This window comes from Streptococcus sp. HPH0090 (genome assembly GCF_000411475.1).
Taxonomy (GTDB): Bacteria; Bacillota; Bacilli; order Lactobacillales; family Streptococcaceae; genus Streptococcus.
In genome coordinates, this window is record NZ_KE150465.1 from 176,591 (window position 1) to 191,901 (window position 15,311).

The 15,311-nt window shown below is 39.3% G+C and carries 16 protein-coding genes; 4 read left to right on the forward strand and 12 right to left on the reverse strand.

What is annotated here, in order from left to right:
- The first annotated feature begins 139 nt into the window (after nt 1-139).
- Nucleotides 140-1,831, forward strand: a complete 1,692-nt coding sequence (argS, locus tag HMPREF1481_RS08580; protein WP_016466274.1) for an arginine--tRNA ligase — start codon at nt 140-142, stop codon at nt 1,829-1,831.
- A gap of 319 nt (nt 1,832-2,150) precedes the next feature.
- Nucleotides 2,151-2,399, forward strand: coding sequence for a hypothetical protein (locus HMPREF1481_RS08585; RefSeq protein WP_016466275.1), 249 nt, complete (start codon nt 2,151-2,153; stop codon nt 2,397-2,399).
- Nucleotides 2,400-2,664: 265 nt separating this feature from the next.
- Here HMPREF1481_RS08585 and nrdI read toward each other — a convergent pair whose 3' ends face one another.
- The 7 genes from nrdI to HMPREF1481_RS08620 form a co-directional block, all read right to left on the reverse strand.
- A complete protein-coding gene (gene nrdI / locus HMPREF1481_RS08590; protein ID WP_016466276.1) occupies nt 2,665-3,132 on the reverse strand; it encodes a class Ib ribonucleoside-diphosphate reductase assembly flavoprotein NrdI in 468 nt (155 codons plus the stop codon).
- 75 nt (nt 3,133-3,207) lie between these two features.
- Nucleotides 3,208-3,738 (reverse strand): ABC transporter permease, encoded by a 531-nt coding sequence (locus HMPREF1481_RS08595; protein ID WP_016466277.1) that lies wholly within the window; start codon nt 3,736-3,738, stop codon nt 3,208-3,210.
- Between the two features lie 61 nt (nt 3,739-3,799).
- The gene (locus HMPREF1481_RS08600) at nt 3,800-5,086 is read right to left on the reverse strand and encodes a response regulator transcription factor (RefSeq protein WP_016466278.1); all 1,287 of its coding nucleotides are present in this window, start codon (nt 5,084-5,086) and stop codon (nt 3,800-3,802) included.
- 2 nt (nt 5,087-5,088) lie between these two features.
- Nucleotides 5,089-6,762: a sensor histidine kinase gene (locus tag HMPREF1481_RS08605; RefSeq protein WP_033587511.1), complete on the reverse strand. Its 1,674-nt coding sequence runs from the start codon at nt 6,760-6,762 to the stop codon at nt 5,089-5,091.
- Nucleotides 6,740-7,354 (reverse strand): YesL family protein, encoded by a 615-nt coding sequence (locus HMPREF1481_RS08610; protein WP_016466280.1) that lies wholly within the window; start codon nt 7,352-7,354, stop codon nt 6,740-6,742. Before HMPREF1481_RS08610 ends, HMPREF1481_RS08605 begins: the two co-directional genes overlap by 23 nt.
- 740 nt (nt 7,355-8,094) lie before the next feature.
- Nucleotides 8,095-8,433 (reverse strand): Cd(II)/Zn(II)-sensing metalloregulatory transcriptional regulator CadX, encoded by a 339-nt coding sequence (gene cadX / locus HMPREF1481_RS08615; protein ID WP_016466281.1) that lies wholly within the window; start codon nt 8,431-8,433, stop codon nt 8,095-8,097.
- Between the two features lie 11 nt (nt 8,434-8,444).
- Nucleotides 8,445-9,059, reverse strand: a complete 615-nt coding sequence (locus HMPREF1481_RS08620) for a CadD family cadmium resistance transporter (protein ID WP_016466282.1) — start codon at nt 9,057-9,059, stop codon at nt 8,445-8,447.
- A 28-nt stretch (nt 9,060-9,087) separates the two neighbouring features.
- Here HMPREF1481_RS08620 and HMPREF1481_RS10925 point away from each other — a divergent pair, with 28 nt between their 5' ends.
- Complete coding sequence (locus HMPREF1481_RS10925) at nt 9,088-9,261, forward strand: FanG protein (RefSeq protein ID WP_083936654.1); 174 nt, start codon at nt 9,088-9,090, stop codon at nt 9,259-9,261.
- Between the two features lie 77 nt (nt 9,262-9,338).
- Here HMPREF1481_RS10925 and rpmG read toward each other — a convergent pair whose 3' ends face one another.
- Nucleotides 9,339-9,488, reverse strand: a complete 150-nt coding sequence (gene rpmG, locus HMPREF1481_RS08625) for a 50S ribosomal protein L33 (protein WP_001265622.1) — start codon at nt 9,486-9,488, stop codon at nt 9,339-9,341.
- Nucleotides 9,489-9,503: 15 nt separating this feature from the next.
- Nucleotides 9,504-9,686 (reverse strand): 50S ribosomal protein L32, encoded by a 183-nt coding sequence (gene rpmF / locus HMPREF1481_RS08630; protein WP_000290417.1) that lies wholly within the window; start codon nt 9,684-9,686, stop codon nt 9,504-9,506.
- A 217-nt stretch (nt 9,687-9,903) separates the two neighbouring features.
- Here rpmF and ilvD point away from each other — a divergent pair, with 217 nt between their 5' ends.
- Entirely contained in the window at nt 9,904-11,607 is a 1,704-nt protein-coding gene (gene ilvD, locus HMPREF1481_RS08635) for a dihydroxy-acid dehydratase (protein ID WP_016466283.1), read from the forward strand.
- 55 nt (nt 11,608-11,662) lie between these two features.
- Here ilvD and HMPREF1481_RS08640 read toward each other — a convergent pair whose 3' ends face one another.
- From HMPREF1481_RS08640 to tgt, 3 genes are all read right to left on the reverse strand, one after another.
- On the reverse strand, nt 11,663-12,004 hold the full coding sequence (locus HMPREF1481_RS08640; protein ID WP_016466284.1) for a metal-sulfur cluster assembly factor: 342 nt from the start codon (nt 12,002-12,004) through the stop codon (nt 11,663-11,665).
- Between the two features lie 117 nt (nt 12,005-12,121).
- Nucleotides 12,122-13,939: an acyltransferase family protein gene (locus tag HMPREF1481_RS08645; protein WP_016466285.1), complete on the reverse strand. Its 1,818-nt coding sequence runs from the start codon at nt 13,937-13,939 to the stop codon at nt 12,122-12,124.
- Nucleotides 13,940-14,073: 134 nt separating this feature from the next.
- Nucleotides 14,074-15,216 carry a tRNA guanosine(34) transglycosylase Tgt gene (tgt, locus tag HMPREF1481_RS08650; protein ID WP_016466286.1) on the reverse strand — a complete coding sequence of 381 codons (1,143 nt, stop codon included), beginning with the start codon at nt 15,214-15,216 and terminating at the stop codon, nt 14,074-14,076.
- Between the last annotated feature and the right edge of the window lie 95 nt (nt 15,217-15,311).

A 15,311-nucleotide genomic window follows, 5' to 3' on the forward strand; every position in this document is an offset into this window, starting at 1 on the left:
TGCATATTTATAACATTTTACATTTTTTTAGTAAGAACATTATATCAAAAAAACTGGATATTTCAAAAAAATTCTCTTCTTTCCAAAAAAATGTAGTAAATTGTGTTAAAATAGTAGAAAAGCCCTAAAGGAGCCCTAAATGAATACAAAAGAATTGATTGCTAGCGAGTTGGCTAGCGTCATTGATAGCCTGGACCAAGAGGCTATTTTAAATTTACTAGAAACACCTAAAAACTCAGATATGGGAGATGTCGCCTTCCCTGCCTTCTCATTGGCAAAAGTTGAACGTAAAGCTCCTCAAATGATTGCTGCAGATATTGCTGAAAAGATTGATAACCAAGCCTTTGAAAAGGTTGTAGCAACAGGTCCTTACGTCAACTTCTTCCTTGATAAGGCTGCCATTTCTGGTCAAGTGTTACAGAACGTCATTACTGAAAAAAATCACTACGCTGACCAAACAATTGGTAACCAAGAAAATGTCGTTATCGACATGTCTAGCCCTAATATTGCTAAACCATTTTCAATCGGTCACCTTCGTTCAACAGTTATCGGTGACAGCTTGTCACATATCTTCCAAAAAATCGGCTATCAAACTGTCAAGGTCAACCACTTGGGAGACTGGGGCAAACAGTTTGGGATGTTGATTGTTGCCTACAAGAAATGGGGGAACGAAGAAGCAGTTAAGGCTCATCCAATCGATGAACTTCTCAAGCTCTACGTCCGTATCAATGCTGAAGCTGAGAACGACCCAAGTTTGGATGAAGAAGCACGTGAATGGTTCCGCAAACTTGAAAACGGCGATGAGGAAGCTCTTGCTCTGTGGCAATGGTTCCGCGATGAAAGCTTGGTAGAATTTAACCGTCTATACAATGAATTACAAGTTGAATTCGATAGCTACAATGGCGAAGCCTTCTACAATGACAAGATGGATGCAGTTGTAGATATCCTTGCTGAAAAGGGACTTTTGGTCGAATCAGAAGGTGCCCAAGTTGTGAATCTTGAAAAATACGGAATTGAACACCCAGCTCTTATCAAGAAATCTGACGGCGCAACTCTCTACATCACACGTGACCTAGCTGCAGCTCTTTACCGTAAAAACGAATATCAATTTGCCAAATCGATCTATGTCGTTGGTCAAGAGCAATCTGCTCACTTTAAACAACTCAAGGCAGTACTACAAGAGATGGGCTATGATTGGAGCCAAGACATTGTCCATGTTCCGTTTGGCTTGGTTACAAAAGAAGGAAAGAAACTTTCTACTCGTAAAGGGAATGTTATCTTGCTAGAACCAACTGTTGCAGAAGCCATCAGTCGTGCTAAAGCGCAGATTGAAGCCAAAAATCCTGAACTTGAAAACAAAGACCAAGTCGCTCATGCTGTTGGAGTTGGGGCCATTAAATTCTATGACCTTAAAACTGACCGTACAAATGGCTACGACTTCGACCTTGAAGCTATGGTATCCTTTGAAGGCGAGACTGGTCCTTATGTCCAATATGCGTATGCTCGTATCCAATCCATCTTGCGTAAAGCCGATTTCAAACCTGAAGCAAGTGCCAACTATAGCTTGAACGACGCTGAAAGCTGGGAAATCATCAAGCTCATCCAAGACTTCCCACGTATTATTAAACGCGCAGCTGACAACTATGAGCCGTCTATCATCGCTAAATTTGCGATTAGCTTGGCTCAAGCCTTTAACAAATACTATGCCCACACTCGTATTTTGGATGAAAGTCCAGAACGTGACAGCCGCCTAGCCCTTAGCTACGCAACTGCAGTGGTCCTCAAAGAAGCCCTTCGTTTGTTGGGTGTAGAGGCACCAGAGAAGATGTAAATCGTTACAAGAGACTGGAACTAAAGTTCCTAGTCTCTTGACGGCAATCGCTATATGGCGAATTGCCTAAACGCTTCACTAATTCACCTAACCAAATAATATCGATTTGGTCAGGCTCATGTCGTAGGCTTTTAATCACTTTATTGTAAAGCAATCTAAGTAACTAACGCTAAATCCTATTAGGACTTTGGCTAGACGCTTCACTAATTCATCTAAACAAATAACAAGTGCCTAGGCACTTACAGTATTATCACTTGAAAAGTAAAAAACTTTTCTTTTATCTTACCACCTACTTCTTTATCACTTAGGGAGAATTTTTATGAGCCAGTATGCTTATATTCTAGTTGTTATCAGTCTTCTTTTTCTCTTTCTCGTTAATAAATATGAAAAAGAGAAACTTCAAAGACTGCTTCAGGAACAACTATTGAAAGACCAAGCTTTTCGTGCAACTATCAAAGAGAAAATCCAAACAATAGAAAATATCAATGATGTCATTGATTACATCAACAAAGGTTACCGTTTAGGAATTCCCATTTCAAAAGAAATCGTTGACGAAATCCGCAACTAATAAAAAGACTCGAGATAATATTTCTCGAGTCTTTTTATTTATTTTTTCTGACAGCTAAGATTCCCACCAAGATAACAATTCCTAACGATACCATGGTTCCGTATGTTGACAAACTTTCATCAAAAAATTTCTCGGAGAACTGCAACAGAGCGATCTCTAAGAGCAACAAGGCACTGCATAGCATAATATTTTTAAAGCTTGGTTTACCTTTCTTATGATAGAAAAATCTAAGGAATTTACTCATTTCGACAAAAAATCTGTCCTCTTACAAGGATTCAAGTTCATAAAGTTCTGCAATAATAGCTGCAACCTTTTTGATATCTCCTAGCATTCCGCGCATTTCAAAGTCAGCCAGGACTGGAAAACCAAAGCGCTGACTGTATTGCTTGGCGGTCAAACAGTATTGGTTGTTGAAGTTTCGATTTCCTGATCCTACGACACCAAAACACTTGCTGGCATTGTCACCATAGGCGATGAAGTCTCCTACTGGAGTGGTCAAAATTTCCACGTCTCCGTTGTCAACACCATTCCCACCTTCGAGGTAAGTCGGTAGGAAAGCCACATATGGATTGGTCATCTCAAAGAAGTCTTCCCCTTCCTTGACCAAGTCTTTAATATGAATCTTTTCTACTTCAATATTCTCATACTGCTCCAACAAATAAGCTTTCAGACGGGTTACGAAGCTTTCCGTATTTCCACTCAGACTGATATAGACCAAGGAAATTTTTTTCATCTTTTCCTCCCTTTTTCTCGAATCCAAAAAAATAACTACCAAGATTGTATCTTGATAGTTATCCTTTGTCAACTCTTAGGCGAGCTCTTCCTCTTGAGATTCTGTTAATTCTTTTTGCTGACGCCACATTTTATAGAAGACAATCGCTAAGAAAATAACATTAATAACGATAAATATAATAGTGCTTACTTTAGACATGACTCCCATTCCTAAACGAAGGGTGTCGTCTTTAATCAATTGCATGGCATCTTGGATATTCATATTGTCATAGACTAACCCAACAATAGATAGTAAGACATATCCAACATAAGTATAGTTTGCCAACTGTAATTTCTTACGAACTAGGAAAACAAAGGCTACTACAACTAGGATAGCAGACAAGAGAATTAGTATCACGTTAACAATAGAGTGAGATGACACTGATACTTGGTAGGCATAGTTAACAGCATCATCTATTTGTTGAGCACTAAGTGTCCCAACATTTTCTTGGCTAGCACGAAGGGCTTCCTTATTAGGGACTGGAGTGAAAATTCCAACTACTGCCAAAAATGAGCTAATCGCTGATAAGACTAATAAAATCCATAGATAGATTGGTTTCTTTTTCATAAAAGCAACCTCCTCATATTTTTAAATTTATTATAGCATATTTTAAGAGGGATAACAAAAATTAGAGGGTTACATCAATCTGCTTACGGTAGGCCTTAGGAGACTTTCCACATAGTTTTCGAAAAACCTTGTAGAAGTACCCTACATTACTATATCCAACTGTATAGCAGATATCCTCAATACTATCGTTTGTAGATAGCAAGAGTTGCTGAGCAGCCTTGATGCGTTGCTTATTGAGAAGCTCCGCAAAGGTTGAATTGGTTTCCTTCTTGATTAACTGACCCAAATATACTGGGTTGATAAAGAGGTCCTTACTGATATCCTTGAGAGATAACTCTTTTTTGTAATCTCTACCAATAACTTCGAGAACACTGACAACATTTTCATTCATGCGGTATTGACCAAAGAAGGAAGTCAAGGTCTCTTTTGTATAAGCAACTAAGTCTTCAAAGTTTGTGATGGCATGAATATTCTTGACAATATCTGTCATATCATCTGCTTTCAGATGCTCGAAGAGATGAAAGACATCCATAACAAACTGAGTAAAAAGTTGCTTGGTGATGGATACTCTCGGTGTGTTTTCTAGCACAATCTTCTCAAGTAGGTTTAACTCATCGATAATCTGCTGAAGATTTCCCTGGATAATAACTCGATAGATAGGTTCATAATATGAGAAGAGACTTTCAGACTGATCTAGATTTACAGTTCCATAGAAAAGAGCTTTTTCAGCATCAAACTTCCATTTTTCAAAGTTGACCTGATAAGGTGCCTCAAAAGGCAGAACGAGTAGACCGTCGAATTTCTGATCTGCAAGAACAATCTGCCAGTCCTGACCTAAAACGTAGTAAGGAATAACAAAATCCCCTTGTTTTTCTTTTGAAAGACCAATCCACCAGCTATCTTTTTGAGAGAGATGCGCCTTAAATGCTTCTTCATCTAATTTTTGACTTAACATTTCTGGTTCATGCACTTTCTCACGAAGCTGACCGAGGATTTTCTCAAGTAAGTGCTCTAGCTCGACCTTATCAACTGGTTTGACAAGATAGTCTACGACATTGAGGTTCATGGCTTTCTTGACATAGTCAAATTCTTGATAGCCTGAAAGAAGGATATAGTAAGCATCTGGTAATAGTTCCTTCATCTCCCCAATCATTTCAAGACCTGTCTTGTCAGGCATGTTGACATCAGAAATGACGACATCTACAGGGTGCTCACGAACATAGTCCAGAGCGTCATCAGCATGATTAGCCGTTGCGACGACTTCCATATCCCATCTTTCAAAAGGAATCAAACGCTTAAGCCCTTCTGTAATCATGTACTCGTCGTCAACTAATAGTACTTTATACATGTTTATCCTTTCTCTTCGTCCTGAATGGTGATTCGATAGTGAACGCCTTTCTGTTCAGCCGATTCAACACTAATATCATAGCGGTCTCCAAAGTAGAGCACAAAACGTTCGTGGATATTCACAATCCCAATAGACTGCCGTTTCCCACTATAATCTGCTGTATGTTCAAAGGTTCTTTGAGTTAATTTAGCTTGGATTTCTGCTAGTTTTTCAGCAGACATCCCACGACCATTATCTGTTACCAAGATTTCGACATAGCCATCTTTTTTCAAAGCCTTGATACTGATTACATTATCTGTTCTTCTGTGATCAACTCCATGAGCAAAATAGTTTTCTACCAAGGGTTGGAGGGTGAACTTTGGAATACGCATTTCTTCCAATTCAGGGTCAATCTTAAATCCGTAGGCAATGGATTTTGGATAGCGAACCATACAGAGATAACTGTACTTCCGACAAAACTCCACTTCTTGTTTGAGTGTCGTTTCTCGCTCGTCGGAAATATTATTGCGTAGGAGACTACTGAACTCATAGATGATATCTGCTAGTTCATTTTGATTCTCCATTACAGCATACATCCGCAAAAATTCCAGAGTATTATACATGAAATGCGGATTAATTTGAGCTTGTAGCGCACGCATGTTGGCATCTTTCTGATTGAGTTCCAGTTGATAAATATCATGAATATTACTTTCCAACCGGTCCAACATATCGTTTGTCGTTTCAGCAATCAAAAGCAATTCTTGATCCTTTTTGTCGGTATTGATCCTCTTGGTTTGCTCTCCCTTAGTAATGGCTTGGATCGAATCCACCAAATCCACAACCTGATTTTGGTAATCAGAGAAGGTTCTTCTTAAGGTGATATATAGGATAATGATAAAAAGAGCACTCAAACCAACGATGAGAGCTGAGCTCGCTAAGCTACCATTTAAAACATAATTTTGAGGAACAGCCACTTGAACTTGATAGCCGTGCGCTGTTGAACCTACCATCCAAGAACCTCTAGTCCCTTTTTCTCCCAGATGAAACATGTCCGTCTCATAGGGAGTAATAACAGAAACAGCAACTGGGACGACACCTCTGGTATTATCAATCGCCTTGTGGAGAACCTCTGGTGGCACTGAGATATAGATAACTCCCAAAGCCTGGTCCGATACTGGATCAGATACTGGAACAGCGAAACTATTGGCATCTGGTTTAAAGTTTTCAGCTGGAATCTTCTGTCCACTACGATTATCTCTCTTGGAAACAAAGACGTCCGTTGAATCCTGTAGAACAATCGCAACACCGCTCACAAAATCATTTCGGACGTAGATATCATCAATATTTTCATAAATAGAGACCGAAATATAAGGAGAGGCCTTTCGTTCGAGTTGCCAATAGAAATAGTCTGGTGTACTGAGACTGAAATACTTATAAATCCCTTCAATGCGGGCTTGATTTTCTACCAAACCTTGAGCCAGGCGAGTGGATTCACGGTAATAGTATTCAACCTCGTCGACGGTCCGAGCCAAGACACGTTGACTAACTCGACTTGCTTCCTTTTCACGCATATCCCAGTAAGCATAGGAAAGCAAGAGAGCAAAACAAGTGATAATAGCAATCATGACTAGGCTATAGAGTCTAAGAAGTGAGTGGAGACGAAACTGTTTGGTATTATCTTGTTGCCAATTTTTCATGAATACTCTCATAAACAGGCTCCAACAAATCGCTAATAAAGAAGTGCCACATTCCAATACCTACAAAAATAAGGAGGGCTGGCATGTAGAAACCAATAATAATCAACAAGACACTACCAAGAAGAACCTTGGCCATGGCTGATAGGCTCATAAATATTCCGATAAAAGCAAGCTTTAGAGTGTTTTTATAGGACAATTCAAAGTAAACCTGCAGTTTTAAAGACACTGCATAGCCTAGAAATACCAAGACTACTAAAAAGATATTTAGAAAGGTTGCTGCCAAGTGAATAATAGTCTGGTTTGGCAATTGAATCATCAGATACAAACCATAAATCAAGATGAAGTCAATCCCTATAAAGGTGTAGAAACTGAGATTGCTTTTTACAAAATTGCTCTTAAATAAAGCCCAGGCTTCCTTGAAACGATAAGCACGATAAGAATAACCGTGTTCTGCATATAAACTCATGAGAGTTGCACTAGCGGGAGCTATACCAAAGATCACTCCTCCTGCTAGTGTCAATAACCAAAAATAAGCCGTCGCAATCATCCCCAAAAAGAAACGATGAAAGACTAGCTCAATGAAATTTCCCACGGTTTGCCTCCTATAAATTAATCTAGTTTTATTATAACATATTTCAAGCGCTCTCAAAAATAGGAGCAGTAAAAAAATAAACACATTTATTGGTGTAATAATGTTATTTGTACTATAATAAAGATAGATAGAGATACCGATTCATGATTAAAGAACAAAAGTTTTACCAGGAAAAATGGACATATTTGCAGATTAAATCATCACTATTCAAATCAATTATTAGCTTTACAAAATAATGAAGGGAGTACGAGCCATGACTATTTTTATTTTAAGAACTACCGTGTTTTGGATTGCTCTTGTATTGAGTCTTTTCTCTGATAAATTGTTCAAACAACATGCAAAAGTCGGAAAAATAATTTGCACTATAATAGCATTAATTGTAGCATTGTCATTTCTGTTCTAAGTTATTTTAGGAATACAGAAATTAGTTCGTCCTGTGTTCTTTTTTCGTCAAATGTACATTGATAAAATAAATAACAAGTTGATAAAATCAATCAAGTTAGAGGCGAAAAAGGGGAGATTGAACTGAAATATAGTGACATGTATTGAAATCGGGAGAAAGAAAAAACGCTTAAAATAAGCGTTTTTCCTATGTATTAATTCGTATTGAATGCTTACTTCACTTCTATAAAAAGATTAAATAATTTCTATTTTAGTTGTTAGAAACGTTGGTACATCAATGTTTTTAGAATGCTACATAATAAAAGGTAGAGTGAATGGTAGAGTAGTAAAAATAGTTGTTATCCTAGTTGATTAAAAAAGTCTTTGATTTCCTCATCTTTTATAAAATAATATATAATTTTCCCCTCTCTTCTAGTGTCCACGATGTTTTGATTGGCTAGTTTACGAAGATGGTGGGAGGCAGATGCCATACTGAGATTTAATAAACAGGCTATATCGCAGACACAGAGTTCTTCGACGGCAAGGAGATAAAAGATGATATTTATCTGTTTATTATCGGTAAATTTTGATAAAATGCAAAGTGATTTTTGGACTTTTTCCTTTTCAAGGTAGTTCGTTGCGGTTGTAACATTTTGTTGATTTATAATATTCACTTGGCAGACACTATCTTTTTTCATAATTTTTTCTCCTAGCCGAACACAGTCCTTAGCATGTCAAAGCTGTTGTTTTCAATCAGGATATATATCCCCAATCCTAAATAAACAACGGCAATAAACCATCTGCTATATTTTTCCAAAGTTTCTCCAACAGAAGGGACTTGTGCCAATTTTTGGGCAGAAAAAACCAAGAGATAAATCATGACTAGAAAGGTAAGTAAAGCCACTATCAAATTCGCTAAATTTAAGGTAATAAAATATGGGACAAAAACACCTATATTGTCAGCACCACAACTAGCAAAAGTAATCATAGCGACTAGAAAAATCAGGTTTTTATCATCTTTGCGCAAACCATCTTTTGCAATAGCTTCTCCATCAGAATCTCCTAAAAGCAAAACTTTGAGTCCTAGGAAAATTGGAATCAAACCGAGCAAACCTAAAATCTCTTTACTAGGAATATAATTTAAGACAAATGCAAAAAGTAAACTTAGCAATATTAGACTAACAGAGCCTAGAAATTGTCCTAAATAGATGTTAATAATGTCTTTTCTGCTTTTTCTTTTGGCAAAAAATAACATTAGGATAATAAGTAAGTCTACGGCTGTCCCAGAATACAGGATTATTGAAGTAACAACATTTTGAACCATAAAACACCTCATTCAAATATATTTTTGAATGTATTTTAACATTAAACTTTGTAGATGTCAACTCCAGCTCCATCAAAATATAGATAAGAAGGTAGTGTACCAAACATTAAAAAGCCCTGCCATCGAAATGATAGCAGGGCTTAACTTCAATATCCAGATGATATATTTATCTAAAAAAGGTAGAGTTTGGACTGAAATATAGTGAAATGTATTGAAATTGAAAAAAGAAAAAACGCTTAAAATCAGCGTTTTTCTTATGTATTGATTCGTATTGAATGCTTACTTCACTTCAGTAAACACAACGTGTTTGCGAAGTTTTGGTGAGTATTTCTTCAATTGAAGACGGTCTGGAGTGTTACGTTTGTTTTTAGAAGTAAGGTACAAGCGTTCACCAGATTCTTTGTGTTCAAGTGTAATATTTACGCGCATGGTATCTCCCTTCTATTATTCAGCTGATGCAGCTTTAGCGATCTTACGTCCTTTGTAGTATCCTTTAAGTGATACACGGTGAGAACGTGAGTAATCTCCAGTAGTTTCGTCAAAGTTTACAGATGGAGCTGTTACTTTGTAGTGAGTACGACGTTTGTTTTTCTTCGCTTTTGAAGTGCGACGTGCAGGTACTGCCATTTTGTTTTTCTCCTTTTAAGATATAATTCAGTTAGGTTTGATTTTCATCAACTTTAATAGTATATCAAAACTTTTTTGTAAAGTAAAGTTACTTGACAAAAAAAGATTATTTTTTTTATCGTACACTGTTGAATTGTCTGAAAATTCAAGAATTTTCTTCTGTTCATTACTTTTAAAATGTGCTATAATGGAACAAACTGAAATGGGAGGGACTTGAATGACAGAATTAGATAAACGTCATCGTAGCAGTATCTATGACAGCATGGTAAAATCACCAAACCGTGCCATGATGCGTGCGACTGGTATGACTGATAAAGACTTTGAAACACCGATTGTAGGGGTCATTTCAACCTGGGCAGAAAACACTCCATGTAATATTCACTTGCATGACTTTGGCAAGCTTGCAAAAGAAGGTGTCAAATCAGCTGGTGCTTGGCCGGTTCAATTTGGAACCATTACTGTAGCTGATGGGATTGCTATGGGAACGCCTGGTATGCGTTTCTCTTTGACATCTCGTGATATCATTGCGGACTCTATCGAAGCTGCTATGGGAGGTCACAACGTGGATGCCTTTGTAGCTATCGGTGGTTGCGACAAGAACATGCCTGGTTCTATGATTGCCATTGCCAATATGAATATCCCAGCTATTTTCGCCTACGGTGGTACTATCGCCCCTGGAAAACTAGATGGTAAAGACATCGACTTGGTTTCTGTATTTGAAGGAATCGGTAAGTGGAACCACGGCGATATGACGGCTGAGGACGTCAAACGTCTCGAATGTAACGCCTGCCCTGGCCCTGGTGGCTGCGGTGGTATGTATACTGCCAACACCATGGCTACTGCTATCGAAGTTTTGGGTATGAGTTTGCCAGGCTCTTCTTCTCACCCAGCAGAATCTGCTGATAAGAAAGAAGACATCGAAGCTGCTGGACGCGCTGTCGTCAAAATGCTTGAACTTGGGATCAAACCATCTGATATCTTGACTCGCGAAGCCTTTGAAGATGCCATCACTGTGACAATGGCTCTCGGTGGTTCTACAAACGCTACTCTTCACTTGCTCGCCATTGCCCACGCTGCTAATGTTGACTTGTCACTTGAGGACTTCAATACCATCCAAGAGCGTGTACCTCACTTGGCTGACTTGAAACCTTCTGGTCAGTATGTCTTCCAAGACCTCTACGAAGTTGGTGGTGTGCCTGCAGTTATGAAGTACTTGTTGGCAAATGGATTCCTTCACGGAGACCGTATCACATGTACTGGTAAAACTGTCGCTGAAAACTTGGCTGATTTTGCAGACCTGACACCAGGTCAAAAAGTCATTATGCCACTTGAAAATCCTAAACGTGCGGACGGTCCTTTGATTATCCTTAACGGTAACCTAGCTCCTGACGGTGCGGTTGCCAAGGTATCAGGTGTGAAAGTTCGTCGTCATGTTGGACCAGCTAAGGTCTTTGACTCAGAAGAAGATGCCATCCAAGCTGTCTTGTCTGATGAAATCGTTGATGGCGACGTTGTCGTTGTTCGTTTCGTTGGACCTAAGGGTGGTCCTGGTATGCCTGAGATGCTATCCCTTTCTTCTATGATTGTTGGTAAAGGTCAAGGAGACAAGGTGGCCCTCTTGACAGACGGACGCTTCTCTGGTGGTACTTATGGACTGGTTGTCGGACATATCGCACCTGAAGCTCAGGATAGTGGACCAATTGCCTACCTCCGCACAGGTGATATCGTCACCGTTGACCAAGATACAAAAGAAATTTCCATGGCTGTATCTGATGAAGAACTTGAAAAACGTAAGGCAGAAACAACCTTGCCACCACTCTATAGCCGTGGTGTCCTCGGTAAGTACGCCCATACTGTATCTTCTGCATCACGTGGTGCTGTTACAGACTTCTGGAATATGGAACAATCTGGCAAAAAATAAGCAAATCAAAAGCAAGCCCTTATGGCTTGCTTTTTTGTAATTTTAAAATAGATAACTATCGTGGAGGCAATCCCAGAGCTATACGCCCATAACGACTAATGCGTGTGATCTTCCAAGCCGGAGACCAGGTAACTTCAACCTTTACATCTTCAATGCCATCAATTTGTTTTAAACCTGCTACGATCTCAATCGGCAAACTTTCTGCACAATCACAGGCAGTATCAGTGAAGGTCATGACAACTGTACAAAGACCATCCTCATCTAAATGAATCTCATAAATCAATCCAAGATTGTATACATCTAGCTCTACATCTGTATCATAAACTTTTTCGAGTACTTCAATGATTTGGTCTTCCAATGCTAGAGCACGGTCATTAATCTTGATGTCTTCTCTCATTGTATTCCCTCCATTTTTTGACTGTTCCTATTTTCTCATAATTCTGACAATTTGGCAAGTTTTTCCCAATCCTGTTTAAAGCAAAAAAGTAGAGATAGAATCTCTACTTTTCATTGATTATTTTGATTTGACAGGTTTATCTGCAAGAGATTTAACAGCTGCGTTAATCGTTTCTGCATATAGTTTAGCACCTTCATCCTGCTTAGTAGTATCACTACCAAAGTGAACTTGGTCTGTCCCTTTCCAAATATCTGGATGATCTTTGGCTACTTGGTTCCAATCTGCAAGTGCAATATATGGATATTTTTGTGCCAATTCACGCGCATAGCTTGCATATTGTTCTACGTAAGGTTGCGTTTCCTGAGTTGTATCCCCTTCATATGGAGTTACTAGGACAAGCTGATGTCCCTTCGGAAGATTTGTTATTAGTAGATCCAAATCATTCTTATAATTCTCAGGATTATTAACTCCAGTCGCGATAACTACAATTTTAGGCAAGGCTTTATTCTGGCTATAATTCAACATCAGTGCATTTGCTTGCTTGGTATTGCGACTGACCTGACCATCAATTTGAGCATCTGGCAAAAGTTCTTTAAGCCCAGCCGAAGCACGCAAGGTTACAGAATCTCCAATGATAGATACACCGTCAGCTATATTGTAGCGGCTTGCTTCTGCTTGATCTGCCATGGTCTTTGTTCGAGTAATATTAGTTTGGGCTTGATTGAGACCAGTAACCATCAAATCCGTTTCAAAGGCACCTACTTGTGGAGCTATCAGAATCACAACCAAGGTAATCAAACTAAGAACTCCAACACTACCAGCAAAGATTGGTTTGATGTGCGGAATTTCTTCTGCCATTCGCAAGAGTTTGCTGGACTTCCCTGCAATGAAAGGTTCGATCACATAGAAAGAAAGGGTAGCAAAGAGATACGAGAAAATCGTCGTTAAAATCACTGCCGGTACATTTCCCACCAATTGAGAGAAAATAATGTAAAACGGCCAGTGGAAAAGATAGACGGCATAGCTGGTATCCGCTAAAAAGCTAATCACCTTTGGTTCTTCGATTGTCGGAGTTTTTTCATGCAAAAGGCGCGCTGCAACAATCATCAGAAGCGCAGCCAAGCTTGCCAACAAGAAGCCAAGTAAATAGGCAAAGAGATAAGTGAATTTCACAAAGAAAGTCAATAAGAGCAAGACTCCTAGACCAGCCCCGAAGACTAGCAAGGTTTGCCTCAAATCCAAGCTTCTATTCAAGCGTTTAAGAAGAGGTGTTACATGGCGAACACCTACTAGGGTCGCAAGCACACTTCCTAAGAAGAACGGAAATACATGAGTCAAAGTTGAGAAGTAGAGTGTTGAGTAGGAGCTAACGATAAAGCTACCAATAAACATAGAAAGGAAGCTAATCATAAAGGTTGCTGATGAAAGTAGGAAAATCATTCCTCGTAGTTGTCCACTTGTTTTTGCTCGTTTGGACAAGAACCAGACTGCTATGCCCCACAAGATATAGTAATGAACTTCAACAGCTAAGCTCCAGTTGTGAACAAAGAGGTGAGGGATAAACTGAGATTCATAACTACCTCCTGTCAACATTTCATAGAAGTTAGTCATAAATCCAAGAACGCCGGCAATCTGACCACCGATTCCTGCCACATAATCCTGACGAACCAAGAACGTGAAGGGCATAACGATGAGGACCATCAAAACAACCGGTGGAAAAATCCGATAGAAGCGTCGTCTAAAAAATCCTAGGATATCAATTTTACCTTTTTGTCCAAATTCTTCCAATAAGAGAGATGTAATTAGAAAACCTGAAAATGTGAAGAAGACGTCAACCCCGAAGAAACCTCCTGGGAAAACCGTCTGAAAGAAATGGTACAAGAGTACCAAAAGCAAACCTGTAATCCTAATCAAGGAAAACCATTTAATACGCATACGAGTTTATTCTCCATTCATTAGATTAGCAAAAAAAGCCATCTAATTTCAATCCATAGTACCTTTATTTTATCAAAAAAAACAGAAAAATCCTAAGATAAAACTTAGGATTTTTAGCTGATATCAAGCAAAAATTAGAAATTACGTCCAGACTTGTTATAGCCATATTTTTCAACAAAATGCTCACGGAATTCCAAGAGATTGTCATCCATAATCGCCTGACGAACCTGCTTCATGAGATTGAGCAAGAAGTAGAGATTATGGTAACTTGTCAAGCGGATACCAAAGGTTTCATCAGCCTTGAGCAAGTGGCGAAGATAGGCACGGGTGTAGTTCTTACAAGTGTAGCAATCACACTCAGGATCAAGTGGTGTAAAGTCCTCAGCAAACTGAGCATTCTTCACAACCAAACGACCTTGACTGGTCATACAAGTCCCGTTACGAGCGATACGAGTCGGTAAGACACAGTCAAACATATCAACCCCACGAATAACGCCATCAATCAAGCTATCTGGCGCTCCTACTCCCATCAAGTAACGAGGTTTATTCTCAGGAAGGAGCTGAGTGGTGAAATCCAAAACAGCGTTCATCTCCTCATGAGTTTCTCCAACTGCTAAGCCCCCGATAGAGTAGCCTGGGAAGTCCATGCTGACAAGGTCTTGAGCTGACTGACGGCGAAGGTCTTCAAACCCTGCTCCCTGTACAATCCCAAATAAACCTTGATCATGTGGACGACGGTGAGCTTTCAAGCCACGTTCAGCCCAACGGCTGGTACGTTCGATTGATTTTTTTACATAATCATAGGGTTGATAAAATTGAGGGCACTCATCAAAGGACATCATGATATCTGAACCTAGATTATTTTGGATAGAGATAGCCTTTTCAGGTGAAAGGAACATCTTAGAACCATTAAGGTGATTCTTGAAGGTTACCCCTTCTTCTGTGATATTACGGCTATCTGCTAGAGAGTACACTTGAAAACCACCGCTATCTGTCAAGATTGGTTGGTCCCAGTTCATAAACTTATGAAGACCACCAGCGCGGGCAATGAGTTCGTCACCTGGGCGAAGCCACAAGTGATAGGTATTAGAGAGGATAATCCCTGACCCCATCTCTTTCAACTCTTCTGGCGATTGGGTTTTAACCGTTGCTTGAGTCCCAACCGGCATAAACATAGGGGTTGGGAAGGTCCCATGTGGCGTGATAATCTCACCCAGACGAGCTCCTGTGTGTTTTTCTTTTTTAATCAAGCGGTATTTGATTGGCGAATCTGACATTTTTTACCTCCGAAGCTGGGAAAGACAGTCCCAGTTCATACTTTGTGCCCGAGGGCATACTGTATGATTCTATCAAAAAAAACAGGAACTGTCAC